Annotated in this window: 21 protein-coding genes; 6 read left to right on the top strand and 15 right to left on the bottom strand. The window is 73.7% G+C overall.

Annotation, left to right across the window (positions count from 1 at the left end; genetic code table 11):
• Positions 1 to 370 precede the first annotated feature (370 nt).
• The 3 genes from ACSMXO_RS39695 (at position 371) to ACSMXO_RS39685 (ending at position 4,887) form a co-directional block, all read left to right on the top strand.
• Positions 371 to 3,487 carry a BTAD domain-containing putative transcriptional regulator gene (locus ACSMXO_RS39695; protein WP_455415885.1) on the top strand — a complete coding sequence of 1,039 codons (3,117 nt, stop codon included), beginning with the start codon at positions 371 to 373 and terminating at the stop codon, positions 3,485 to 3,487.
• Positions 3,488 to 3,580: 93 nt separating this feature from the next.
• Entirely contained in the window at positions 3,581 to 4,336 is a 756-nt protein-coding gene (locus ACSMXO_RS39690; RefSeq protein ID WP_346257197.1) for a helix-turn-helix transcriptional regulator, read from the top strand.
• Positions 4,337 to 4,431: 95 nt separating this feature from the next.
• On the top strand, positions 4,432 to 4,887 hold the full coding sequence (locus ACSMXO_RS39685) for a nuclear transport factor 2 family protein (protein ID WP_455415884.1): 456 nt from the start codon (positions 4,432 to 4,434) through the stop codon (positions 4,885 to 4,887).
• 118 nt (positions 4,888 to 5,005) lie between these two features.
• Here the strand turns inward: ACSMXO_RS39685 and ACSMXO_RS39680 are convergent, their stop codons facing one another.
• Entirely contained in the window at positions 5,006 to 5,152 is a 147-nt protein-coding gene (locus ACSMXO_RS39680; RefSeq protein WP_455419414.1) for a VOC family protein, read from the bottom strand.
• Between the two features lie 225 nt (positions 5,153 to 5,377).
• Between ACSMXO_RS39680 and ACSMXO_RS39675 the strand changes: the two genes are divergently transcribed.
• A complete protein-coding gene (locus tag ACSMXO_RS39675; RefSeq protein ID WP_346257199.1) occupies positions 5,378 to 6,004 on the top strand; it encodes an NADPH-dependent F420 reductase in 627 nt (208 codons plus the stop codon).
• A gap of 66 nt (positions 6,005 to 6,070) precedes the next feature.
• Here the strand turns inward: ACSMXO_RS39675 and ACSMXO_RS39670 are convergent, their stop codons facing one another.
• The 6 genes from ACSMXO_RS39670 to ACSMXO_RS39645 all read right to left on the bottom strand — a co-directional run bounded on the left by ACSMXO_RS39670 (position 6,071) and on the right by ACSMXO_RS39645 (position 12,896).
• Complete coding sequence (locus ACSMXO_RS39670; protein ID WP_455415883.1) at positions 6,071 to 7,249, bottom strand: AI-2E family transporter; 1,179 nt, start codon at positions 7,247 to 7,249, stop codon at positions 6,071 to 6,073.
• Positions 7,250 to 7,363: 114 nt separating this feature from the next.
• The gene (locus ACSMXO_RS39665; RefSeq protein ID WP_455415882.1) at positions 7,364 to 8,296 is read right to left on the bottom strand and encodes a hypothetical protein; all 933 of its coding nucleotides are present in this window, start codon (positions 8,294 to 8,296) and stop codon (positions 7,364 to 7,366) included.
• A 237-nt stretch (positions 8,297 to 8,533) separates the two neighbouring features.
• Positions 8,534 to 9,220 (bottom strand): response regulator transcription factor, encoded by a 687-nt coding sequence (locus tag ACSMXO_RS39660; RefSeq protein ID WP_455415881.1) that lies wholly within the window; start codon positions 9,218 to 9,220, stop codon positions 8,534 to 8,536.
• A complete protein-coding gene (locus ACSMXO_RS39655; protein ID WP_455415880.1) occupies positions 9,190 to 10,344 on the bottom strand; it encodes a hypothetical protein in 1,155 nt (384 codons plus the stop codon). Before ACSMXO_RS39655 ends, ACSMXO_RS39660 begins: the two co-directional genes overlap by 31 nt.
• Positions 10,334 to 11,566, bottom strand: a complete 1,233-nt coding sequence (locus tag ACSMXO_RS39650) for a sensor histidine kinase (protein ID WP_455415879.1) — start codon at positions 11,564 to 11,566, stop codon at positions 10,334 to 10,336. Before ACSMXO_RS39650 ends, ACSMXO_RS39655 begins: the two co-directional genes overlap by 11 nt.
• Positions 11,567 to 11,849: 283 nt before the next feature.
• Positions 11,850 to 12,896: an SMP-30/gluconolactonase/LRE family protein gene (locus ACSMXO_RS39645; protein WP_455415878.1), complete on the bottom strand. Its 1,047-nt coding sequence runs from the start codon at positions 12,894 to 12,896 to the stop codon at positions 11,850 to 11,852.
• 270 nt (positions 12,897 to 13,166) lie between these two features.
• Between ACSMXO_RS39645 and ACSMXO_RS39640 the strand changes: the two genes are divergently transcribed.
• Positions 13,167 to 13,838: a DedA family protein gene (locus ACSMXO_RS39640; protein WP_455415877.1), complete on the top strand. Its 672-nt coding sequence runs from the start codon at positions 13,167 to 13,169 to the stop codon at positions 13,836 to 13,838.
• A 21-nt stretch (positions 13,839 to 13,859) separates the two neighbouring features.
• Here ACSMXO_RS39640 and ACSMXO_RS39635 read toward each other — a convergent pair whose 3' ends face one another.
• From ACSMXO_RS39635 to ACSMXO_RS39620, 4 genes are all read right to left on the bottom strand, one after another.
• The gene (locus tag ACSMXO_RS39635) at positions 13,860 to 14,087 is read right to left on the bottom strand and encodes a hypothetical protein (protein WP_455415876.1); all 228 of its coding nucleotides are present in this window, start codon (positions 14,085 to 14,087) and stop codon (positions 13,860 to 13,862) included.
• A gap of 85 nt (positions 14,088 to 14,172) precedes the next feature.
• Complete coding sequence (locus ACSMXO_RS39630) at positions 14,173 to 14,634, bottom strand: hypothetical protein (protein ID WP_455415875.1); 462 nt, start codon at positions 14,632 to 14,634, stop codon at positions 14,173 to 14,175.
• Between the two features lie 248 nt (positions 14,635 to 14,882).
• Entirely contained in the window at positions 14,883 to 18,041 is a 3,159-nt protein-coding gene (locus ACSMXO_RS39625; RefSeq protein WP_455415874.1) for a S8 family serine peptidase, read from the bottom strand.
• A gap of 293 nt (positions 18,042 to 18,334) precedes the next feature.
• On the bottom strand, positions 18,335 to 18,964 hold the full coding sequence (locus tag ACSMXO_RS39620; RefSeq protein ID WP_455415873.1) for a LysE family translocator: 630 nt from the start codon (positions 18,962 to 18,964) through the stop codon (positions 18,335 to 18,337).
• A gap of 190 nt (positions 18,965 to 19,154) precedes the next feature.
• Between ACSMXO_RS39620 and ACSMXO_RS39615 the strand changes: the two genes are divergently transcribed.
• On the top strand, positions 19,155 to 20,117 hold the full coding sequence (locus tag ACSMXO_RS39615; protein WP_455415872.1) for an aminoglycoside phosphotransferase family protein: 963 nt from the start codon (positions 19,155 to 19,157) through the stop codon (positions 20,115 to 20,117).
• A gap of 106 nt (positions 20,118 to 20,223) precedes the next feature.
• Here the strand turns inward: ACSMXO_RS39615 and ACSMXO_RS39610 are convergent, their stop codons facing one another.
• From ACSMXO_RS39610 to ACSMXO_RS39595, 4 genes are all read right to left on the bottom strand, one after another.
• Complete coding sequence (locus ACSMXO_RS39610) at positions 20,224 to 21,645, bottom strand: endo-1,4-beta-xylanase (RefSeq protein ID WP_455415871.1); 1,422 nt, start codon at positions 21,643 to 21,645, stop codon at positions 20,224 to 20,226.
• Positions 21,646 to 22,277: 632 nt separating this feature from the next.
• Positions 22,278 to 22,832, bottom strand: coding sequence for a GNAT family N-acetyltransferase (locus ACSMXO_RS39605; protein WP_455415870.1), 555 nt, complete (start codon positions 22,830 to 22,832; stop codon positions 22,278 to 22,280).
• A gap of 41 nt (positions 22,833 to 22,873) precedes the next feature.
• Entirely contained in the window at positions 22,874 to 24,178 is a 1,305-nt protein-coding gene (locus ACSMXO_RS39600) for an RNA polymerase sigma factor (RefSeq protein WP_455415869.1), read from the bottom strand.
• Between the two features lie 55 nt (positions 24,179 to 24,233).
• Positions 24,234 to 24,590, bottom strand: coding sequence for a YciI family protein (locus ACSMXO_RS39595; protein ID WP_346257221.1), 357 nt, complete (start codon positions 24,588 to 24,590; stop codon positions 24,234 to 24,236).
• Between the last annotated feature and the right edge of the window lie 130 nt (positions 24,591 to 24,720).

Below are 24,720 nucleotides of genomic sequence, written 5' to 3'. Positions count from 1 at the left end.
TGGTCGCGGCCGGCCGAGACCGGTTGGCCGGGGCACCGGAGGTGCCCCTAGGACCAGCGGCGGGGACGGCCCGACCGTCACGGGCCGGACCGGCGCCGGGTGGCCGCGGTACACATCGGATGGTCGGGTGCCCGGCGCTCGATCCGGTGTCAGGGACACTTCCCCGGCACCCGAGTCCCCCCGAACGCCGACCCCCGTGACCGGCCCGCCCCCCACGGGCCTCTAGCAGCTTGGGGATGCCCGCCACACAACTGCCACACGATTGCCACACGCCACGCGGGCACAGCCCTGGTACACCGCCACATCCAGGGCAGACACCGTAGTACGGTTTCATGTCCGTGATTTGCCGGCGGTTCTCAGGAGACGGCGAGTGAAGTTCGGGGTGCTCGGGCCGCTGCGGGTCTGCACGGACTCCGGCGCCGAGGTGGTGCTGCGCAGCCGGCACCAGCGCACCGTGCTCGGCGCGCTGCTGGTCGGCGCCGGCCAGCTCGTCACCGTCGACCGGCTGGTGGAGACGCTCTGGGGTGACCGCCCACCGGCCTCGTACGCCTCCAACCTGCAGACCTACGTCTCGCGGCTGCGGGAGCGGCTGCCCGGCCTGAGTATCGAGCACCGCAGCGACGGCTACCTGCTGCGGGTCGAGACCGACGACGTCGACGTACTGGTGTTCCGGCGGGAGGTCGCCACCGGCCGGGCGGCACTGGCCGCGGGCGATCCGGTGCTGGCGGCCGACCGGTTCCGGCGCGGGCTGCGGCAGTGGCGGGGGCGACCGCTGGCCGACCTGACGGTGCCGACGCTGGAGCCCGAACTCGCACAGTGGGAACTCGAACGGGTCGGCGCGCAGGAGGACTGCGTCGACGCCGACCTGCGCGCCGACGGCGACCTCGCCACCGTCCTCGCCGAACTGCACCAACTGGTGACCGAGCACCCGATGCGGGAGCGGCCGTACGGCCAGTTGATGGTGGCGCTCTACCGCGCCGGGCGCCGGGCCGACGCGCTGGCCGCGTACCAGCGGGCCAGGGAGATCTTCGTCACCGAGCTGGGCGTCGAGCCCGGTCCCGACCTGCGCCGGCTGCACCAGGCGATCCTGCGCGGCGAGGAGCCGTCGGTGGGCCGGTTCGGCAACCGGCCGGAGGCCGCTCCCCGGTCGCCGTTTCCGGTCTGCCAGCTACCGCCGAGCCTGCCGGGATTCGTCGGCCGGGCCGGCAGCATCGACCGGATCGAGCGGATGCTGGAACCGGCCGGCGGGGTGCCGGTGGTGGCGGTCTCCGGCCAGCCGGGCGTGGGCAAGAGCACGCTGGCGGTGACGGTGGCACACCGGATCCGGGACAGGTTCCCGGACGGGCAGCTCTTCGTACATCTGGCCGGTGCCTCGGCCGCGCCCCGGGATCCGGCCGCGGTCCTGGCCGACCTGCTCCGGGTGCTGGGCGTGCCCGGCTCGGCGTTGCCGCAGAACCTCTCCGCGCTGGCCGCCGCCTACCGGGCCCGGCTCGCGGACCGGCGGGTGCTGGTCGTGCTCGACGACGCCGCCACCGCCGCCCAGGTCCGGCCGCTGCTTCCGGGTACTCCCGGCAGCGCCGTGCTGACCACCAGCCGGCGCCGGCTCAGCGGGCTGATCGACGCCCGGCACCTGCCGGTCGGTCCGCTCACCGACGACGAGGCCCGGGCGCTGCTGGCCGACGTGGTGGGCCCGGAACGGGTGGCGGAGGAGCCCGGCCAGGCGGCCCGGATCGCCGCCGCCTGCGGCAACCTGCCGCTGGCGGTCAGGATCGCGGGTACCCGGCTCGCCACCCGCTCGTGGCCGCTGGCGATCCTCGCCGACCGGCTCGACGACGAGCGGCAGCGCCTCGACGAACTGGCCGCCGGAGACCTCCAGGTCCGGGCCAGCCTGGCGCTGAGCGTGCAGGCGCTCTCCCCGCCGACCCGGGAGGCGTTCGGCCTGCTCGGCTCGCTCGGCCCGGTCAGCTTCGCGGCGTGGGCGGTGGCCGAGGTGCTGGAGCGCGCCGACGCCGACCGGGTACTCGACGAGCTGGTCGAGGCGAGCCTGCTGGAGGTGACCGGGCCGGCCGACGGCGGCGAACCGCGCTACCGCCTGCACGACCTGCTCCGGGTCTACGCCGAGGAACTCGCGGTGGCCGACGACCGCCCACTGTCGACGGAGGGGAGCGCCCTGGGGGTGGCCGCCCCGACGAGTCTCCCCGCCGTCCCGGCCGGCCAGCCGGGGCGGCGGGCGGGGGCGCAGCGCCGGCTGGTGGCGGCCGCCGCCGCGCTCGCCGGCAGCGCCGCTCGCCGGCTGCCCCGGACTCTGACCTGGGCCCGCCTGGCGGAACCGGCCGATCGGGTACGCCCACCGCGCGCCGCCGAGCGGATCGCCGCCGACCCGCTGGGCTGGTTCACCGCCGAACTCGACTTCCTCACCAGCCTGCTCGGACTCGCCATGGAGTGCGGCGCAGAACGGGCCGCGATCGACCTCGCCGAGCGGCTCGCCCCGTTCTGCTGGGTGCACGGGCACTGGACGGAGCTCCAGGCGGTGCAGCGGCTGGCCGGGCAGGCCGCCGAGCGGATCGGCGACGAGCGGACGATCGCTCGCACCGACTTCGTCATCGGCCTGCTCCAACTGGCCCGGGGTGACCTGGCGGGCGCGGCCGAGCGGCTGCGCGACGGTCGGGACCGGTACGAGCGGCTCGCCGACCGGCACGGCCTGGCCTGCCTGCTCAGCGACGAGGCGGTGCTCTACGACTACCAGAACCGCGCCGAGGACGCCGCGTCGACCGCCGAGCGGGCGGTGGCGCTGTTCCGGGCCGAGGGGGACCCGCTGGGCGCCCTGCTGGCCGCGCCGGTGCTCTCCGCCGCGTACCGGGGGCTGGGGCGGCTGGACGAGGCGCTGGCGGTGGACGAGGCGGCGGTGGCCGAGGCCGACGGGCTGGGTGCCGCCGAGATCGTCACCGCCCGGTGCCTGAACGCGCTCGCGGTGACCCGGTTGCTCCGCGACGAGCCGGCGCTGGCGTACGCCGCCGCGGAGCGGGCCGTGGCGCTGCTGCGTACCGTCAACGACCGGTACGTGCTGCTGGCCGCCCTGCGGCACCTCGCCTCGGCGGCGGTCTGCCTCGGCCGCCGGGACGAGGCGGTGCACCGGCTCCAGCAGAGCCACGACCTGGCGGTGCAGTTGGGTGACCGGCCCTGGGCCACCGGCCTGGCCCGGGACCTGGCGGTGAGCTGGATCGGCGAGGGGCGGGCCGCCGCGGCGGTCGGGGTACTGCGCCGCTGCGTCCGGACGTTCGAGGAGATGAGCATGCCGTCGGCCCAGGCGGCCACGCTGAACATGCTGGCCCGGGCGTACGACGAGACCGGCGACCGGCAGGCGGCCCGGGACGCGCGGTTCTGGGCCGGCATCCTCAGCGATCCCCGGGACACCCGCACTCCGGCACTGGCCGGCATCGTGCTGCGGCTGGCCGACGCGCCCGGGCTGGTGAGCAGCGGCTCCTGACCCGCCCCCCAGGTCGGCGAAGAGCGGCTCCCGACCGGCCGGGCCGGTGCGCGAGCCGCCGGAAACGTCGTACCGGACCGGTAGTTTTGGCAGGTGAACCGTACCGATCGGCTTTATGCCCTGGTGGAGGAGTTGCGCGCGGTCGCACCCCGACCGCGCAGCGCACGCTGGCTCGCCGACCGATTCGAGGTCGACGCGCGCACGATCAGGCGGGACATCGGCGCCCTACAGGAGTCCGGCGTGCCCATCTATCCCGAGCTGGGCCGGGGCGGCGGCTACGTGCTGGACCGGGCCTACACGCTGCCGCCGGTGAACATCACCCCGCGCGAGGCGATCGCCGCCGCCGTCGCGCTGGAGACGATGGCCGACACCCCGTTCCTCGACGCGGCGCGTTCGGTGCTGCACAAGATCCTCGCGGTGATGCCACCGTCCGGTGTGGAGGCCGTCGCCGAGCTCGCCGGCCGGATCAGGCTCACGGCGCTGGAGCCGGAACCGTCGGGGGCGCCCGCCCGGCAGGTGCTCCGGACCGCGGGTGACGCGCTGCTCAGCCGCACCGTGCTGGCGATCGAATACGTGGACCGCAACGGCGCCACCTCGCACCGGCTGATCGAGCCGGTGGAGCTGCTCGGCGCCGGCCGGCAGTGGTATCTGGTCGGTTGGTGCCGGCTGCGGCAGGAGGTGCGCGGGTTCCGGCTGGACCGGATGCGCCGGGCGGCGCCGACCAACGAGACCGCGCCGCCCCGGTCGATCGAGCCTGCCTGGCGGGGTGGGCTCGACGTGCCGGCGACCCGGCTGCAACTGCCCGGACGAGCGGATTCGTCGAGAAAAGCGGACAGGATGCTGTCCTGACCAGCGCCGAGAATGGTGGGTGACGAGGCCGGCGTGGTGCCGCCGACGCGATCGGCGGACCGGGCCGGATCACCGCCCACGGGAGGACTCTCGCGATGACCATCAACACCAACCACAGCTCGGCCGTGGTCCCCGTCGACTCCCGGCCGATGCTCTGGCAGAACTGGATGGCGCTGCGCAACGGCGACCGGTCGCTCGTCGAGGAGATCCTCGCGCCCACGGTTCTCGCCCACCTGCCGGTGCCCGGCGGGTCGCCGGAGCAGGTCCGGGGCCGCCAGGCGCTGCTGACCTGGGTCTCCGGCCGGCACGCCGGCTGCCCGGACGCGCGGCTCACCGTCGAGGTCGGCCCGATCATCGGGCCCGACCTGATCGCCGGTCGCTGGAAGCTCACCCGGGCCGGCGACGACCCGGGCAGCCTCTGTCCACACCGGATCATCGTGGCCTGCTCCGGTGTCGACATCCTCCGGGTCGACGGCGACCGGATCGTCGAGTACTGGAGCCACGACGACAGCGTCCAGTTGGACCGCTGCCTGACCTACAGCACCGCGTAGTAAACGGCCCGGTGGCGGGGCGGGGATGAACCCCCCGCCTCGCCACCGGTCCTCCCCACCGGTCGGGCCGGCGCCCCGCCGTCGACGCGGTGCGGGTCCGGCCCGCCTGGCGTGCTGGTCAGGCGGGCGCGGCCGCACCCCGGTAGGTGCCGAACGACCAGCGGTTGCCCTCCGGGTCACGGACCAGGAAGTCGCGTGATCCGTAGTCGGTGTCCCGTGGCTCCTGGACAACCTCGGCACCGGCGGCGACCGCCCGGGCATACAGCGTGGCCCGAGCGGGTGGAGCGCCAGTTGGATCCCGGAGTGCCGGCCGGGGTGCTCGATCAGCGCGGGAGCGGTGTGCAGGCCGCCGAGCAGCGGCTTGGTCGTCACCCTGCCACCTCCCTGGGGCGGTCTGGCCAGCCTATGTCCGCCGGTCCGGGCGCGGGAACGGGCGTTTGCCGGGTGGCCGGTCGGGTAGCCCCGCCCAGGCGGTGGAAGGGGGAGGACCGTGCGGATCGGCATCGTCGGCACCGGGCACGTCGGTGGCACGCTGGCCCGGTTGTTCACCAAGGCGGGCCACGAGGTGGCGGTGGCCAACTCACGGGGGCCCGACACGCTCCGTGGGCTCGCCGGCGAGCTGGGCGGGCGGGTGCATCCGGCGACCGTGGCGGAGGCGGCCCGGTTCGGCGACGTGGTGGTGGTCTCGGTACCCGTCGGCCGGTACGCGGAACTGCCCGCCGAGCCGATGAGCGGCAAGACGGTGATCGACACCGGAAACTACTACCCGGAGCGGGACGGCCACCTGCCCGAACTCGACCAGGACCGGACCACCTCCAGCGAGCTGCTCCAGCGGCACCTGCCGGACGCGCACGTGGTGAAGGCGTTCAACACGATGCGCTGGGACCACCTGCGCGAGTACGGGCGGCAGTCCTCGGCGCAGCGCCGTTACGGCATTCCGGTCTCCGGCGACGACGTCGGCGCGAAACGGCGGGTCTCCGACCTGATCGAGCAGGTCGGGTACGAGCCGGTGGACGCCGGCCGGCTGGCCGAGGGGCGGCGGCACCAGCCCGGTACCCCGGTCTATCTCGCCGACCTGGACGGCGCCGAACTGCACAGCCAGCTCGGCGCGCCGTAGCTGCGGCACACCCGCTCGCCGGGCCGCACCCGAGGCGGCCGGGCCACCCTCGGGGTAAGCCGCGGGTCAGCTCTCCGACGGGTTCCGGCCGGCGTCACCGGATGCCGGGCCCGGCTCGTCCGCCTCGCCGGCCGGCTCGCCCCGATCGTCGTCGTTGCCGGTCCGGGCCCGCCGATCCGCCGCCACCGTGTTGACCACGTTGTAGAGCACCGCGGCGATCGGCACCGCGACGAAGGCGCCGACGATGCCGCCGAGCAGTGTGCCGGCGGTGACCACCAGCAGCACCACCACCGGATGCAGCCGTACCTGCCGTTTCATGATCAGCGGTTCGAGCAGGTTCCCCTCCGTCTGCTGCACGGCGATCACCGCCGCCAGCACCAGTAGCGCGGTGGTCGGCCCCTTCGCGGCCAGCGCGACGAGTACCGCGACGCTCCCGGCGACGGTGGCGCCGATGATCGGTACGAAGCCGCCGAGGAACGTGATCACCGCCAGCGGCAGCGCCAGCGGAACGCGGAGGATCACCAGGGCGGCCCCGATGCCGATCGCGTCGATCGCGGCGATCATCATCGTGCCCCGGGTGTACGCGCCCAACGTGTGCCAGCCGGCCCGACCGGCCACGGCCGTCCGGGCCCGGGACCGCTCGGCGACCCGGTCCAGCACCCACCGCCACATCGGGCGGCCATCCTTCAACAGGAAGAACAGCAGTACCAGGACCAGCAGCAGGCCGCCGACCGCCTCCGCCACGGTGGCCGCGCCGCTGACCGGGTCGGGCGCCGACTTCTGGATCCCGGTCACGGCCTGCCGGGTCCACTTGTCGAGCTGCTGCTCGCTGATCGGCAACCCACTGATGAGGAAGTCCCGGGTACGCTCCAGCCCCTGGTCGAGCTGCTTGGCCAGGTCGGAGAACTGGTCGGCGGTCAGCCGCCAGATCAGCAGTACGGCGCCGCCGAGCAGCCCCAGCAGCAGCAGTACGGCGGTCAGCGCGGCCAGCGCGGGCGGGAAGCGGTGCCGCCGCAGCCGGCTGGCCACCGGATCGAGCAGCGCGGCCAGGAACAGGGTGGCCGCTAGCGCGATGCTCAGCGGTGCGAGCCGGGTGGCGATCTGCGCCAGGACGTACGCCCCGGCGGCGATGACGAGCAGGCAGGCGCTGGCCAGCACCGCCCAGCGCACCAACCAGGGGAGACGGTCCAATAGCTGGCTGGGGCGCCCACCGTACCCGTTCGACCGGTCGGCCGCGTTGCCCATGTCCGCCTCCTGTCGACCTCGGCGTCACGGGTACCCGCCCGATGCCCGGGCGACACCTGCCGCTGTGGGTCGATCTGTTCGGTTCCGGGGGCGTTGGGCGCCCGACCGGTCCGGTCAGGAGGCGGAGCCCGGCTGCCGTTCCGGCCAGCGGGCCGGTGGGACCCCGGGCAACCGGCCCGGTGCCGCCGAGTTCCGGCCCGACGGCGGCAGGTTCCGGCCGGGTGCCGGCGAACCCGCGCCCGGTGTCGACGAATTGCCGGTCGGCGGGGCGGAACTCCGGCTCGGCGTCGGCGCGTTCCGGCGGCGCAGCGAGCGACGGTAGTAGTCGTCCCGGTGCGCGAACTCGACCGGCAGCGATCCGGGCAGGTCGACTCCGCGCCGGGGATCGGCGAGGGCATCGGCGTGCAGCGCCAGCCCGGCGCGGGTGAGCAGCGCGTCCCACTCCGGCGGAGCCAGTTCCACCATGGCCGGGTTGGCGAGCCGGAACCTGGCCACCGCCCGCCGGATCACGGTGGCCAACCGCCGTACGCGCTGCGGCGAGTCGAGCGGGCCGCCGGAGAGGGCGAGCGCCGGCCGGCCGGTGGCCCGTACCGCGTCGCAGACCACGAGCAGGCGCTCGCCGGTGGCGTCCGGATCGGCGTCCAGGCCGGTGCCGGCGGAGAGGATACGCAGCCCGGCAGGCCACTGCCAGCGGATCTGCCCGGTCACCACCCGACTGCTGACCGGTCCGGTCCGGCGGCGGTGCCGCGGATCGGCCTGCAGCCCGGGTGCCGGTCCAATGTGGCAGTCCACACAGACGTACGTCAGCCGCCGGTCGGTGACGGTCACCTCGGCGGGCCGGGGCAGCGACCAGGCCAACTCGTCCGGCCCGACGCCGGGGTTGAGCAGGTATCCGGCGACCTCGACCCGGTCGCGCCACAGCACCCGCTCGTCGGTGTCCAGCACCAGCCGGCGGTGCCAGTCGAGCCGGGGGAAGTAGGTGTCGTCCTGGTCCGGGTCGTCGAAGCGGTGCGGCCGGATGAAGAACGGGGACGCGTTCTCGGTCATGGGGGAGGGCCTCCCGGGTACGGGACGTCGTACCTCCTAGGCTGGCGGACTTCCGACCCGCTGTCACGACGGTTGTTGGGGGGTCGGACGCTCGGCTGACCCGTGCACAGCCGTTGGGCGGCGGACGCTGGATCTACGGCCCTGCGGCGGCCGGAGAGTCAGGGCAGGGAGCGGGAAACTGCCGCTCCGGCGCGGCGAGCAGCCGGGGCGCCAGGGCACGCCGAGCGGTGCGGCCGGTCAGTTGCCGATCTCGTCGGCCCGGACGAGGCCGTCCTCGATGGCCCGGGCGAGCAGTGCGGCCTTGGTCGCGGCGGGCCGGCCGGCCCGGGCGTACTTGATCCGGGCCCGGTCGACGTACTGCTTGACGGTGTGCTCGCTGATGTTCATCCGGCGGGCCACCGACGCCTTCGACATCGACTGGAACCAGAGCAGCAGCGCCTCGCGCTCCTTGTCGGACAGCACAGGCCGGCCGGTACGCCGGTCACCGACGATCGCACCGGCCAGCGCCGGCGGCACGTACGGCCGGTCGCTCGCCGCCGCGAGCACGGTGTCCACACAGTGCTCCCGGCCCTCCTGCTTGGCCAGGAAGGCGACCGCGCCGGCGTCCAGTACGGCCAGGATGGTGTCGGAGTCGCTGTGTTCGGAGTAGACCACCACCCGCCGGCCGGCACCGCTCAGCTCGGCCACCTTGTCGATCGCCATCCGGCCGCGCAGCCGCAGGTCGAGCAGGATCACGTCGGCCGGCGGCTGGCCGGCGGCGAGTACCTGGTCCGGGTCCTCACCGGTCGCCACCACCGCCAACCGTGGCTCGGTGGACAGCCACGAGCGGATCCCCTCGATGACCACCGGGTGGTCGTCGACGATCGCGACCGTGATCCGCGATCCTTTCGGGGTCACGCCGCCCGCCACCGGGTCTGCACCCATACCAGTTCCTCAGTCTCCTCGTAGACGTACTCGACCTCGCCGCCGGGGAGGTCGTCGCCGGTCCTCCCGATGGTGTCACCGGGACCGGCTGGCTCAGATGTGATCATCGACGTGCCGGGTGTGGTCAGGCTCACCACGACCTCGTCGGGTTGGCCGACCACGGTCAGCCGGGCCCACCGGGTCGAGGCGGCCAGGGTCGTGGTCAGCGGTTCGGCGAGCTGCCGGCGGATCTCCACCGGTAGCGGCGGCAGCGTGCCGACGGCCACGAAGTCGACCGGCAGGCCGTTGCGTTCCACCACGTCGACACAGGCGCGCAGCTCGTGCAGCAGCGGATCCGGCACGTCGTCCGACTCGGCGATCAGCCGGCGCAACCGGGACGCCTCCAGGGCGCAGCGGCGCTGCACGGCCGGATCCGCCGGATCGGCCCGCCCCTGCGCGAGGTCGGTCAGGATGGCCCCGGCGGTCCGGTCCAGCGCGGCGAGCCGGTCCCGACGGGTCTGGTGCGTCCGGCCGGCGGCGGCCCGTTCGGTCTCGATCGCCGTCCGGGCCGCGGCCGTCCGGGCGGTAGAGCCGGCGAGGGTGCCGAGCAGGTTGACCGCGATCATCATCGCGATCGGCAGCGTCGCGTTGCCGTAGACGGCCATCGCGTACCGGCTCAGGTCCGCCGCGCCGCCGCCGCGCAGCGCGAGTACCCCGACCAGGGCGATCGCCGCGCCGACCGCCAGCACCGCGACCAGGGCCGGGATCCGCCGACCCCAGAGCAGGAGTACGACGAACCAGCCCAGCGTCGCCCAGCCGAAGTTGGCGGAGTCGAAGACCAGCGACCCCGGTACGGAGGCGAAGACCGCCACGTCGACCAGGAGCAGTACCCCGACCAGCGGCCAGGTCGGCGAGGGCGTGCCGCGCAGCAGGTTGACCGCGGCGACCACACCCACCGCGCTGAAGACCAGCCAGCCGGCGCCGACGACCCAGGGCAGCCGGTATTGCTGCCAACTGCCGAGCACCGCCGGCAGGTTGATGGCGAGGTGCCAGCCGAACGCGATCACCACCGCCGCGATCCGGGGACCCCGCTCGACGGTGGCGGTGACGGTGCCGGCCGCACCGCCGGCCAGGTCAGTGGACATCCGACCACTCCAGCCGGATCCGGGTACCCCGACCGGGCGCGGACGAGACCTCGGCCCGACCACCGACCGTCGCCATCCGGCCGTGCACGGACTCCCGCAGGCCGTACCGGTGCCGGGGGACCGTGTCCGGGTCGAAGCCCGGGCCGTCGTCGACCACCTCGACCGCGACGGTGTCGCCGCTGCGGCGCAGCCGCACCGAGGCGGTGGCCCCGGGCGCGTGCCGGAGCACATTGGACAGTGCTTCGCCGGTGCTGTGGGTGACCGCCTCGGCGACCGGGGCCGGCACCGCGCATGGCTCCAGCGCCGCGCTGGCCCGCAACTCCGGCAGCCGGCCGAGCAGCGTGCGCAGCCGCTCGTCGAGGGCGATCAGCCGGACCTCACCGGCCGGGGCCGACCCGGCCGCCGGAGGGTCGCCGGCCAGGCCGGCCAGGGTACGCAGGTCGGCGGCGGCCCGCTCGCGCAGCAGCGGCGACCGCCCGGCGACCGCACCGAGGCCGACCACGGTGAGGGTGGAGAGCACGGTGTCGTGCAGGTCGCGGTTCTGTTGCCGCTCCGCGGCCCGGGCGGCCCGGGCGGTCAGGGCGGCCCGGGCGGTCTCCTGGTAGGCCGCGAAGGCGAGGTCGGCGAGCCGGCTGCTGCGTCGGGCCACCCCGGCCAGGGCGGCCGCGGAGCCGGTCTGCACGGCGAGGGTGATGGCGTGCCCGACCGCCTCGGTGTCGTCGCCGGCCAGTTGCGCGCCGAACCCGTACGCGGCGGCCAGCAGCAGCCCGGCCGGGACCGAGTGGGTGGCCGGCAGGATGAACTGGGCGACGATCACCGAGGTGCTGGCCTGGATCGCCACCCAGCTCACCTCGCCGGGCAGTACCTCGGCGGCGACCAGGTCCCGGATCAGCAGGCAGGTGCCGACGGTGAGCAGGATGTCGACGGCCATCGCGGGCCCCGGCCGGCGCCACCGGATCACCAGGGCCGCGAAGAGCACCGACCAGACGGTCAGCAGGCTCACCACGACGACGAGCAGCGGGGTGGAGACCGGCGGGGTACGCACCGCGAGTGCCGGCACCGCACAGGCGATCCCGCAGGTGAGCCGGAGTAGGGCCGGAAAGACCGTGTAGACCCAGCCCAGCGCGCTGGCCGCGGGCATCTCGGCGCCGGCCGGCGCCGGGTCGACCGGCCCGGCGGGCCCGACCGGGGAGGAGCCGGCGGTGGCGGGGGAGACAGACATGTGTGCCCGACCTCCCGTTGCTCCGCCGCCGTGGCAGCACGTCCGAACCGGACCGCGCCCCTACGTATCGAAGGCGAACAATAGCAGAGGCATAACGGTTGGTTTGTCCCAGATCGCAGTTGGTCTGCCGGCTGCCTTCCACCCGGGGGCCGCCGGACCGCCCGGCACGACCCGACCACCGAACGGGGGTCACGGTGACGGCCGGACGGGGGTCAGTGTGACAGCCGTACGGGGGTCAGCGCGACCCGTACCGGGGGCCGGGCCCGCCGTACGGGTCGGGGGATCAGGCGTGGTCGTTGGCGGGTGGCACCGCGTCGACCGGCATCCGGTAGATCCACACCGGGTAGTCGACGCTGGAGACGCCACCGGCAAGTCCCGGAGTGCGGTTGAGCTGGGCCGCCGGGATCCAGAGCTGACCGGTGCCGTCGAGCCAGAGCGCGTCGCCCCAGACCAGCCGGGGGTCGGCGACCAGGGTCTCGATCCGGCGATCGAGATCGATCGCCAGGATGCGTCGCCGGTCCACGTCGCTCAGATAGATCACTCCGGCCGCGTCGATCGCGGTGCCGCCGGTGGTCGGGGTGTCCACCCACGGCTCGGCCTGCCGGGCGACGATCTCCGGTGGGATCTCCGGGTCGTCGAGGCAGCGCGTCTCGATCCGGTGCAGCGGCCCCGAGGCGGGCTGGTAGTAGAGGTAACGCCCGTCCGGCGACACCTCCAACTGGTCGGCGTGGATCCGCAGTTCCCGGCCGTGCGCGTCGCGGAGCATCTCCCCGTCGGCCCGCAGCGGGCGGCGCGCGACGGTGCTGGCGTGCCCGTCGAGTACCCGGCGGCACGCCCCGGTCGCCAGGTCCAGCACGATCAGCCCGGGGGCACCCGCGTCGGTCAGGTAGCCCATCCGGCCGTTGAACCGGACGTCGTCGACGTAGCTGTTCGGCCGCAGCGCCGGGCCGAGGTCATAGCTCCGGACCACCGTCGCGGAGTCCAGCTCCACGACGATCAGCCGTGGACCTCCGGGTACGACCGGCAGCCCGATGCCGGGACTTCCCGAGTCGACGATCCAGAGGTTGCCGTCCGGCCCGATCCGCAGCCCGTTCACGTGCACGAAGGCGCCCTCGGGATCGAGGTCGTCGCGTACCTCGTTCCAGGCCGCGTCCGGATAGGGGACGACCCGGCCGTCCGAGACCACCTCACCGACCTGGATCCCGGGGCCGTCGGCGGACGGGAAGCTCACGAAGACCCGGCCGTCGCCGGTGGTGGTCACGCCGGTCCAGACCCGGTCGCTGGCGGCCACCGGACGCAGCCGGGGATTCTCCTGGATGGTGGGGCGCACGCCGCCGAGCCTATCGCCGGACAAGCCCCGGAAAGTCCCTTTTGTTGCAGCTCAGTGCTGTCCGGCGATGCCGGCTGCCTGAGGGGTCCCCCGCCGCCGGCAGCCGGGGAGCTGGCGGCGCTAGTCGGGGTATTTACGGCGTTTCGGGGCATCTCCTCGGGCACGATGGCCGGGTGGAGTTCGCCCCGGCCGAAACGCCCGCCCACCGCCGGCCCATCGGTGCGATGGGGTGCGGGGTACTCCACCAGCCGCCCGGCGGCAAGCAGAGCCGTGACGCCGGCCGGTCGGCTGCCGGTACCGGCTGACGGGCGGCCCGGGGTGGACAGCGTCATCGACACCCTCAGCGCACTCTCCGGCTGGGCGGCGCTGCTGGTGGTCGGTGGGCTCGCCTTCGGCGAGTCCGCCGCGTTCGTCGGGCTGTTCCTGCCCGGCGAGACCGCGCTGCTGCTGGGTGGAGCGCTCGCCGCGACCGGCCGGGTGAGCCTGCCGGCGATGGTCGTGGTCTCCACCGTCGCCGCCATCGCCGGGGACAGCGTCGGATACGAGATCGGTCGCTGGGCCGGCCCGCCGCTGCGGCGCAGTCGTGCCGGGCGCTGGGTCGGCGAGGAGCGCTGGAGCCGCGCCGAGCGGTTCGTGGACCGGCACGGACCGCTGGCCGTACTGCTGGGACGGTGGGTCGGCGTGCTCCGCACCCTGGTGCCGGCGCTGGCCGGGATGAACCGGATGCCGTACCGCCGGTTCCTGCTCTTCAACGCCCTCGGCGGCGCGGCCTGGGCGACCGCCGTGGTGATGGTCGGCTATCTGGCCGGCGCCTCCTGGCGGCGGATCGAGAACCACCTCGGCGAGGCCGGTGCCGGCCTCGCCGCGCTGGTGGTGCTCTGCCTGGCGGCGTGGTGGCTGATCCGGCGACGGCGCCGCGCGCGGCGCGGAACCCGGCCGTGACCGGGCGGGCGTCGCCGCCGGTCAGCGGGCTCCGACGGGTACGTCGATGATGCTGGCCAGCAACTCCTGGGCCCGGCGGGCCCGGTCCATGTCCTCTTGCTGGATGCGGTCGAGAAACTGCCGGATGTCGTCGTGTCCCTCGGCGTCGCTCTTGTACTGCTCGTAGACCTGACCGCCCTTGAGGGCGTGGTACTGGATCGACACGAGGTCGTAGACGATGTTGTCGGCGTGACCGTGCACCTTACCCATTGCGGTCTCCCTCCCTCGGTTGCCGTTGTCGGCTACCCGGTTAGCGGCCATTGATTCCACCGACCGGTACCTCCTCGGGGGCGGGTCAGTCGGCGTGCGGCCAGGGTGACGCCGCCACCACGACGCCGTACAGCAGGTGGTCGGCGAGCAGCGCCAACCGCTCCCGGCCGCCGTGCCGGCGCTCGTCGATGCCGAGCAGTGGAGCGAGGCCCGCCTCGAAGACGGCCCAGAAGGCGAAGCCGTACGCCGGGCCGGCCCAGCCCTGCCGCCGTACCGATCGGGGCAGCAGTCCGAAGAGCATCCCGCCGCCGGCACCGTAGGCCCAGTGGACCAACTCGATCAGGGCCTGCCGGCGGTCCACCGGGATCCGCCGGAACAGGCTGGGCGCGGTCTGCCGCAGTACCTCCTCGGGTGGGGTACGCCGGACCAGTCCGAGGCCGGTGGTCACCTGCCGGAAGCCGGACATCGCCATCGCGGCGAACGCTCCCCGGGTGGCGCCCCGGATCGCCGCCGCCGAGGCCGCGCGCAACCGGTGCGGATCCGTCACCTGGGCTCCTCTCCGAGCCGGGCCGGCCGTACCTCGCCTCGCTGCTACCCGGGCGCGGCTGCGGGAAACCCGGAACCATGGCCGGAAACTCCCCTGGGTGACTCGGCCGGCACCGGTCGGGGCGGGCGACGATTCCGCCCCGACCGGTGAACCGTTTCCCACCTCCCCTTGCGGTGCGGTGGATCGCAGGGGTCGGACGCGGTGCGTGAGCGCCGCGCGGTCCAGGTGGAGAGGGCTCAGCGGCTACCTCACCGGGCTGCCGGTTGCGGCCAGGAGGACTGGCTGGTGTAGACCAGGTGCCCGGGGATCACCTCCCCGCCGGTGGTCAACTCGGTGTACGCCCAGTGCTCGCCCTCGGGCAGCGGCCCGTCCGGCCGGAGCCTGAACGACGGCGTGCTGCCCCGCTCCACCGTCGCCGGCAGGGTCAGCGTCGCAGGGGCGTACCGGCCGTGGCGGGCGATCAGGGCGTGCCCGAGCCGGTAGTCGACCGTCGCGTCCCCTGCGGTGTACGCGAAGACGTACGCCGTGTACCGGCCGGGCTCGGGCAGGAAGACGTACGCCTGCTCCTGGCTGTGCCAGTTGGCGCTCTTGTAGACCAACTCGTCGCCCTTGAACAGCCAGAGGTCGAGGTCGTCGCCGGGGTCGTCGGAGGCGGTCTGCACCACCAGCCCGGCGGTGCCGGTCGGCACCGTGAAGGCGTGTGCGCGTACTCCGGCGGCGTGCGGGTCGAAGACGCCGCCCTGCACTCCGGCCGGCATGCGCTGCTGCGTCCACCGGATCGGGGTGTAGCCGGTCGAGCGACCGGCGACCGGGCCGGTGAAGCCGACCTCCAACAGCCCGAAGGCACCGTTCTGGAGCCGGCCGAACTCCAGCCCGTCGTCTCCGTATGGCCGGGGAGTCAGCCCCCACGGCCGGGCGGCCACCGGCAGCCGTACCGAATGGGCCTTGCTGCGCCAGGTGATCGCCCCGGTCGTGAAGCGGTCCCACGGCGCGCTGCCCCGGCGCAGCGTGACGGTCACCGTGGCGGTCCGCCCCGGGTCCACCGTCACCGCCTCCGGCGAGACGGTCACCCGCATGCCCGGCAGCCCGGTCACCGATGCCCGGTACGTCTCCCGCGCGGTCCCGACGTTGGTCAGCCGGCGGGTCAGCGTCACCGGCTTCGTCGCGTCGTACTCCCGCAGCGAGATCGCCGGCAGGTTGACCTCCCGGCCGTCCGGGGTGGCCGACTCGGCGAACGCGGTCAGTTCGGCCGGGGTCGGCTCGACCACCAGGCCGGGGTCGCCGGCCCGGTCCAGGTCGACCAGCCCGCTGCCCTGTTCCAGGGGCGACGTCGTGCCCTCGGTGCCGGTGGCGGTGGTACGCAGCGCCGAGGCGACCGCCCCGGGCGACCACTTCGGGTGCTTCGCCCGCAGGATCGCCGCCGCGCCGGCCAGGTACGGTGCCGCCATCGAGGTGCCGGAATAGACGTCGTACTCCCGCCCGAAGTTGCCCGGTGGGGAGACCGCCGCGACGATGTCCGCGCCCGGCGCGACGACGTCCGGCTTCAACACCCCGTAGGCCACCTGGTTCGGTCCCTTCGAGGAGAAGTCGGCGACGCTCGGCGTGCCCGGCAGGCTGGAGCCGTTGCCACCGGAGGTCAGCAGCGCGCTGCCGTCGGTCGGGTGCCGCATCAGGTAGCTGAAGAGTGTGCCGGCCTGCTCCTCGGTCGGCAGGTAGAGCACCGGGAAGTCGTAGACGGAGTTGACCCGGAAGTTGCCCTCGGGGACGAAGAGGACCATCGCCGCGCCGCCCTTCGCCTTCACCTCCTGCACCTGCGTGTACGGGTTACCCAGGGCGCAGGCCACCACCTTGTCGCGGATTTTCGCCGGGTCGAGGCTGCCGGGCTCGCAGTACTGCGCGAAGGCATCCAGCGAACCGGCCTGCTCGCCGAAGACCAGCGGGCGGGGCCGACCGCCGGGCAGTACGTCCAGCGAGGCGCCGACGAGCCGGGTGCCGTCGCCGAGCCGGAGCGTCCCCTCGTTGGCCTCGGTCACCGCCGCGCCGACGGTGGTCACCCATGGTGCCGCGTTGCCGATCATCCCGCTCATGCCGTCGTTGCCGGCCGCCGCCGAGACGAAGACCCCGCCGAGTACGGCATTGAGGAAGGCGCTGCCGACCGGGGTGTTCGGCTGCGAGTCCCCCAGCATCGGACCGATCGAATAGTTGATCACCTGTACGCCGTCGGCCACCGCCGCGTCGATCCCGGCGATGATGTCGGCGTCGTAGCCCTCGCCACCCCAGAGCACCTTGTAGACGGCGATCTGCGCGTCGGGTGCCACCCCGGAGACCGGCCCGAAGCTGCGGCCGTCGATGCGGACGTCGCGGATCGGCAGGCCGGCGGCGGTCGAGGCGGTGTGCGTACCGTGCCCGCCCATGTCCCGGGCGGAGAGCACCTCGCCCTGCGGCAGGGCACCCCGGGCCGCCAGGTAGGTGTCGGCGAAGTAGCGGGCCCCCACGATCTTGCCGTTGCAGTGCTCAGCCACGAAGGCCGTACCGGTCTGGCAGGTGCCCCGCCAGCCGCTCGGCGCCGGCATCCGCTTGGCAAAGGACGGGCTCTCCGGCCAGATCCCGGTGTCGAGGACCCCGATCACCATCCCGGCACCGGTGCCTGGTCTGGGCCGGTCCGGCCTGGCGCCGCCCGCCGAGGCCGCGCCGGTTGCGCCGGTCGCGGCCGTGGTCGCGGTGACGGTCGTCGGCGCGCCGCCGGGTGCCGTCGGGGCAGGGCTTCCGGTCGGGTCGGTGGCCGGCCCGCCGGGCGTCGTCGTGCCTCCGGGGGTGGCCCGGGCGGTACGGACCAGCCGGGACTCGGTGACGGCGTGGACCCGGGCGTCCTGCCGGAGCGCAGTCACCTGGGCCGGGGTCAGCGTGGCCGAGAATCCGTTGAACGCTGTGCTGAACGTCTGGTCGGCCGTGACACCGGTCGCCGCCAGAACCGCGTCCCGTCGGGCGTCGAGGTGCTTCCGGTACGCCCGCGCCGCCGTCGAGTCCGGTGCCAGCCGCTGGCCCGGTGCCGGCCGGGTCCGGGTCAGCCCGGACACCCCACCGGAGTACGCCGTCACCGGCTCCTCGGTCAGTTCGACGACGTACCGCCCGGGTGCGGTCGGCGCGGCGGACCGCTTCTCCGCATCGGGCTGCCTCGGCCGGGTACGCCCGGCGTCGAACTGGCGCCGCCCGCTACCGCCGGTCAGCTCCGGCCGGTCCCGGTCCTTGGCCAACCCGAGGTCGGCGCCGCTGCGAGCGGTACCGCCCGGTGGGGCCGCCGACGCGACGCCCGGCGCGGCTGTGCCGCCGCTGGCCAGAGCGAGGACCAGCAGGGGTACCGCCAGTCTTCGACGTCGGCTGCCACTCGTGCTCGTGCTGTCAGCCACGAGACTCCTTTCAGTACTCCCGATCCAGGGAGCGCTCCCACGGACAGAAAACGCGCTCTCCGCCGGAAACGCGGAGGAACGCGGCCCCACTCAACCCGACACTGGTCAACCAGGGATTCGTGGGATGTTACGCCTGACTCAGCAATTCAAGATCACGATGCCCGCGTGCCGGTACCGGCGGCGCCCCGACGGCAGCAGCCGGCCATGGCAACACCGCACCTGCCGCCAGGCCCAGCGCGCCAGCGGGCAACCGGCGTGCCCTGCCGGCCATGCCTGCCGAGGCACGGCCGGGCTCACCGTTCGACGGCGAGCCGCACCCCGAGGCCGATGAAGATGCCACCGGTCGCCGCGTCGATCCGGCGGCGTACGGCGGTCCGCCGGCGCAGCCAGCCGCCGATCCGCCCGGCGAACACCCCGACGGCGCCGTCGACCAGGAACTCCAGCCCGATCAGGATGGCGCCGAGGATCGCGAACTGCAGCCATACCCGCCCCAACTCCGGGTCGACGAACTGGGGGAGGAACGCGATCGTGAAGGTGACCATCTTCGGGTTGAGCAGGTTGGTCAGCAACCCACTCAGGTACGCCTTCCGGCCCGACAGCCCGCCCCCGGTCGGCAGCTCGGCGTGGGTGTCCCGGCGGCGCCGGATCAACTGCACCCCGAGATAGATCAGGTAGCCGGCGCCGACGATCCGGACCACCGCGAACGCGGTCGGCGCCGCCGCGAAGAGGGCGGCGAGTCCGGCCGCCGCCACGGCCACGTGGACGGCCTCGCTGGTCGCCACCCCGGCGGTGGCGAGCAGCCCGGCACGGGAGCCGCCGCGCATCCCGCAGCCGAGCACGAACAGCATGTCCGGTCCGGGCGTGACCATGGCGACGATCGTGGTCAGGGTGAACGCCAGCAGCAGGTGTTGGTCGATCGGCATCCGGTGATCGTGTCATCCGTGGGCGCCGGCGTCGCCGAGTTATCGCCACCTACGCCACGCCACCCGGTCCACCCCGGAACCCTGCCTCCCCGGGATGAAAATGGCTGGGCCGCCCGTCCGGTGGCGCCTACGCTGCCAGCAGCTACCGCCGCGCGACCGCCAACCGTGTCCGGTGCCGAGGGAGATCTGTTTGGCCACCGCCGACCCGTCGTCCGCCCAGGTGCAGGTCGACGAGGCTCTCGTCCGGCGGCTGCTCGCGACCCAGTTTCCGCGCTGGGCGGAGCTGCCCGTGGTGCGGACCCGGATCTGGGGCACCGACAACGCGATGTACCGGCTCGGCGACGACTTGGTGGTCCGGCTGCCCCGCTTCGCCAGATGGGCCCCGCAGGTCGACCGCGAGCAGCACTGGCTGCCCCGTCTGGCCCCGCAGTTGCCGTGGACCGTCCCCGTTCCGCTCGCGCTCGGGCAGCCGGCCGAGGGCTATCCGTTCCGGTGGTCGGTCTATCCGTGGCTGGACGGCGAGAACCCGGGCCGCGAGGGTGGCGCCGACCCGGACCAGTTGGCCCGGGACGTGGCGGAGTTCATCCGCGCGCTGCGCCGGATCGATCCCACCGGCGGTCCGGCCCCGGAGGCCAGCAACGCCTATCGGGGCGTACCCGTCGGTGACAGCCGGCCGTCGCTGGCGGCGGACGACTCGGTCCGGGCGCGGATCGCCGCCCTGGCCGGCCTGGTCGACACCGGCGCGCTGACGGCGGTCTGGGAGGCGGCCCTGGCGGCGGTACCGGCCTGGGACGGCCGGGGCGTCTGGATCCACGGCGACCTCGCGGCCGGAAACCTGCTGACCGTCGATGGCCGGCTCAGCGCCGTCATCGACTTCGGCTGCCTGGCGGTGGGTGATCCGGCCTGTGACCTGATGGCCGCCTGGACGCTGCTGCCGGCCCGCAGCCGTGCCGTGTTCCGGGCCGCGCTCTCGGTCGACGACGCCACCTGGGCGCGGGGCCGGGGCTGGGGAATGGCCGTGCGGGTGCCCGCGCCGGAGGACTTCTCGGCCGCCGATCCGGGGCGGGCGGCGTACGCCCGGCGGATCGTGGCCGAGTTCGTCGCCGACCACCGGCAGGCCGCCGGAACGGCGGTCCCGGAGCGTCGGCCCTGACCGGCGCCGGCATGGACGAGCCGGAGTACGGGTCCGGAGCTGGGCGGACGCAACGGTGCGGAGGACCTTTGCGGTCCTCCGCACCGGGTGTGTCGTACCGGGTCGGTCAGCTGGCGCTACAGGTGGGTGACATTCCTGTGCCGCTGCCGCTGCCCTGGAAGCCGAACTCGGTCGACTGTCCGGCGGCTATCCGGCCGTTGTAGCTCACGTTGGTGAACGTGACCGCGCCGCTGCTGCCACTGCGGTTCGCGTTCCAGGCGTTGGTGACACTCGCGCCGGACGGCAGGGTCACCCCGACCGACCAGCCGTTGGTGCCGGACGAGCCGGCGGTGACCCGTACCGTTGCCACGAAGCCACCGGTCCAGGAGTTCAGCGACACCGTCGCGGAACAGCCGCCCGGTCCCTGCGTCGGCGGGGTCGTCGGCGGGTTGGTCGGATTGCCGGTCGGCGGGGTCGTCGGCGGGTTGGTCGGGGTGACGCCGTTGTTCAGCGCGCTGAGCGTCGCGTCGTACGCCGGCTTCTTGTTGCCGTTGCAGTCGAACAGCAGCGGGGTGCCACTGCTACGCCACGAGTCGCAGTCCCGCACGCCCCAGACGGTGATGCCGGTGCAGCGGGAAACGGCGAGGCAGTCGTTCACCACGTTGCGGTAGGTGTTCGCCTGGGTGGTGCCGGAGCCCTCGATGTCCAGCTCGGTGATCTGGACGTCGACGCCGAGCGCCGCGAAGCTGGAGAGCGTGGTGCGGTAGTTGCTCGGGTACGGCGAGCCGCTGTTGAAGTGCGACTGGAAGCCGACACAGTCGATCGGTACGCCGCGCTGCTTGAAGTCCTGCACCATCCGGTACACCGCCTGGGTCTTGTCCCAGGTCCAGTTGTCGGTGTTGTAGTCGTTGTAGCAGAGCTTGGCGTTCGGGTCCGCCGCGTCGGCGGCCCGGAAGGCGGCCTCGATCCAGTCGTTGCCGGTGCGCTGGAGGTTGGAGTCGCGGCGGGCGCCGCCGTTGCCGTCGGCGAACGCCTCGTTCACCACGTCCCAGGAGTCGATCTTGCCGGCGTAGTAGCTGGCCACCCGGGTGACGTGGTTGAGCATCGCCTGCCGCAGCGCGGTGCCGGACATGTTCTGCATCCAGCCGGGCTGCTGCTGGTGCCAGGCCAGGGTGTGGCCCCGGACCTTCCAGCCCCGGCTGATCGCGTGGTTGACGATCCGGTCCGCGTTGGTGAAGGTGAACTGGTTCTGCTGCGGCTCGGTCGCGTCGATCTTCATTTCGTTCTCGGGCGTGGCCTGGTTGAACTCGCGGTTCAGCACCGTGCTGTAGGTGCTGTCGCTGAGTTTGTTCGCTGCCACGGCCGCGCCGAAGTAGCGGCCGCCCCGCTCCGCCGCCGACGCGCCGAGCGTCGTCGCGGCGTTGGCGGAGCCGGCGAAGGTGAGGGCCGCACCGGCGGCGAGGACGCCGACGGCGAGTGAGACCAGTGCGGCGCGCGGGCCGGGTCTCGCCATCAGGCGTCTGGGGTCAGGGACGGTCTTGTTGCTCATGGCTTGTTGCCTCTCGGGTCCGGAAAGGGATGGTGTGGGGGTGTCGTCGATGCACCCGTCCGCTGCGGTGCCGGCTCGGTGGACGGTGTCGTGGGGATGAGCGACCCCGGGCGACCCGTGCCTGGACGACCTCGGCGAGCCCGGCGCAGAGATCGGCGTGGTGACTCGTGCCGTGGTCGGCGAGCGATGACCACGGCACTCGGCACCAGCGGGGCACTAGCCCGTCTCACGGGCATGGGACTCCGTTCAGGGGGCAGCCTTACGTTGTATCGACGAGACTCGATTTCAGGAGGTTAACGGAAGGATTCCGAAACTTCAATCGGCCCCACTCTAATTGTATTGACGCAGGTAAGGATATGGATAGCTTCTACTCGTCTCCCCGGGGTCGCTCGATGCGGGTCTAATACCTGGTCAATGGCATCTGGCCGAACGACGTCTTGTGGAGTCGGCCGAGAACCGGACGACCGAAACTTTTCGAGACGGGTGCATCGCCGGCATCGTCCGCAGTGAGTGGTATTCGCCGATAGCGATGGATGGTGCCGGATCGTGTTGTTCTCACCCGGGTGGAGTGCGGCGGTTCTTGCGGACCGGCTGGCCGTGGCGACAGTGGCTCACCGCCCGCCGGGGGCGGGTCAGCGCCGGAGTTCGTGGGCGAGCGCCGCGTAGACGTACTCGCTGCCCCAGCGTCCCGCGTAGAAGTCGTTCTCGACCAGGTGCGCCTCGCGGCGCATCCCGAGGCGCTCGCAGACCCGGACCGACCCGGTGTTCTCGGTGTCGAGCCGGGCGAAGAGCCGGTGTACGCCCAGCCGCTCGAACGCCACCGCCGCCAGGCACCGGGCCGCCTCGGTGGCGTAGCCCCGCCCCTCGTGTGCCGGATGCAGGATCCAGCCGATCTCGGCCTGCGCCGCACCCGGGTTGTCGAGGGTGAGGACCACCTCGCCGACGACGCCCGGTGCCCCGCGCTGGCACACCGCCAGGACGATCCGGTCACCCTTCCGTTCCCACCGGGTGGCGTCGGCGACCTGGGCGATGATCCGGGCGCATTGCTTCCGGTCCCGCGGCGGCCGGTAGAGGTAGCGCGCCACGCCCGGCAGCCCCTGGTAGGCGTACATCCCGTCGACGTCGTCCGGGGTGAACAACCGCAGTACGAGGCGGTCCGTGCGCAGCGGCAGCGGTTCGAGCGGCATGGGTACTCCGGACGGCGCGACGGCGGAAGTCCGACCCTACGTCACCGCCGGTCCGGCGCGGCGGAGTTCTCCGGCGGGGAGTCCCCGAGGCCCTCGCCGGAGACCTCCGCGAGCCGCCGCCGCAGGAACGCCCGTTCCGGCTCGGTGCCGACCAGTTCCAGCGCCCGACGGTACGCCGTCGTGGCCTCCCCGGTGCGACCCAGTCGACGCAGCAGGTCCGCCCGGGCGGCGGGCAGCAGGTGGTAGCCGGCCAGCCGACCGTCCGCGTCGAGCGCGTCGAGCAGCGGCAACCCGGCGGCCGGCCCGTCCCGCAGCGCGACCGCCACCGCCCGGTTCAGTGCCACCAGCGGTGACGGCGCCACCCGGGCCAGTACGTCGTAGAGCGCGACCACCTGCGGCCAGTCCGTACTGGCCACGTCGGCGGCCTCGCCGTGCAGTGCGGCGATCGCGGCCTGCACCGCGTACGGGCCAGGGCGGCTGGTCAGCGCCCCGGGCACGAGTCGACGGCCCTCCGCGATCCGGTCGTGGTCCCAGAGCGTGCGGTCCTGCTCGTCGAGGAGGACCAGGTCGCCCTCGGCAGTGCACCGGGCGGCCCGGCGCGCGTCGACCAGGAGCAGCAGGGCGAGCAGCCCGGTGACCTCCGGTTCCCGGGGCAGCAGCCGGTGCAGGATCCGGGCCAGCCGGATCGCCTCGTCCGCCAGGTCGGCCCGGACGAGCTGGGGACCGCTGCTCGCCGCGTACCCCTCGGTGAAGATCAGGTAGATCACCCGGAGTACCCCGGGGAGCCGGCCCGGCAGCTCGGCGACGTCCGGTACCCGGAACGGGATCCGGGCGCCCCGGATCTTCTTCTTCGCCCGCCCGATCCGCTGGGCCATCGTCGTTACCGGCACCAGGAACGCCCGGGCCACCTCGGCGGTGCTGAGCCCGGCCAGGCAGCGCAGGGTCAACGCGATCTGCGCCTCGGCGGGTAGCGCGGGATGGCAGCAGGTGAAGAAGAGCCGCAGCCGATCGTCCGGAAGGTCGCCGTCGCCGTCCGGGGCCGGCGCGGCAGGCTCGACCCGGACGGCCTCGGCCTGGAGTACGGCCAGCCGGGCCGCGTAGGCGCGGTCCCGGCGGAGCCGGTCGACGGCCTTGCGCCGGGCGGTGGTGAGCAGCCAGGCCGCCGGACGGGTCGGCACACCCTGTACCGGCCAGTGCAGCAGGGCCGCCTCGATCGCGTCCGAGGCGACCTCCTCGGCCAGGTCCAGGTCGCCGAAGTGCCGGACCAGGCTGGCGAGCAGCCGGCCGCGCTCCTCCCGGAACACCCGCTCCACGGTGTCGACGGTCGGCTGCTCACCACCGGACACGGCTACCCGCCCCCGGTCCTGCCTCGCCAGGGTCCCGGCCGGTCGCCGCCCCCGTTCACGGTTGCGCGAACTCCATGATCGGTCGGACCTCGATCTTGCCGCGCAACGCGCCAGGGCAGCGGGCGGCCCAGCCGATGGCGGCGTCCAGGTCCGGCAGGTCGACCAGGTAGTAGCCGCCGAGAATCTCCCGGGTCTCCGCGAACGGCCCGTCCGTGACGGTGTGCCCGCCGTCCCCGCCGACCTGCACCGTCGTGGCGGTCTCGGTGCCCTGCAACGCCTGGCTGTCGAGCAGGGCGCCCGCGTCGGCGAGCAGCTTGTCGTACGCCCAGTACGCGTCGATCTCGGCCTGGACGGCCTCCGGGTCGGTCGGGTCCCGGGTCGGGTCGCCGTAGATCAGGAACAGGTACTTCACGCCGATCTCCTCCGTCTTCGTTCCGCCGGCGCCCGGCTGCGAATGCCGCCGGCTTCCTCCGGATCGTCGCGCAGCGCACTGCTGCACAGCATGACGACGAACGGGCCAGGCCGGGAACGACAGCCGCGCC

The sequence above is a fragment of the Plantactinospora sp. DSM 117369 genome, assembly GCF_053764795.1.
The sequence above is the reverse complement of the archived record's forward strand: the minus strand, read 5'-3'. Positions and strand labels throughout refer to the sequence as shown.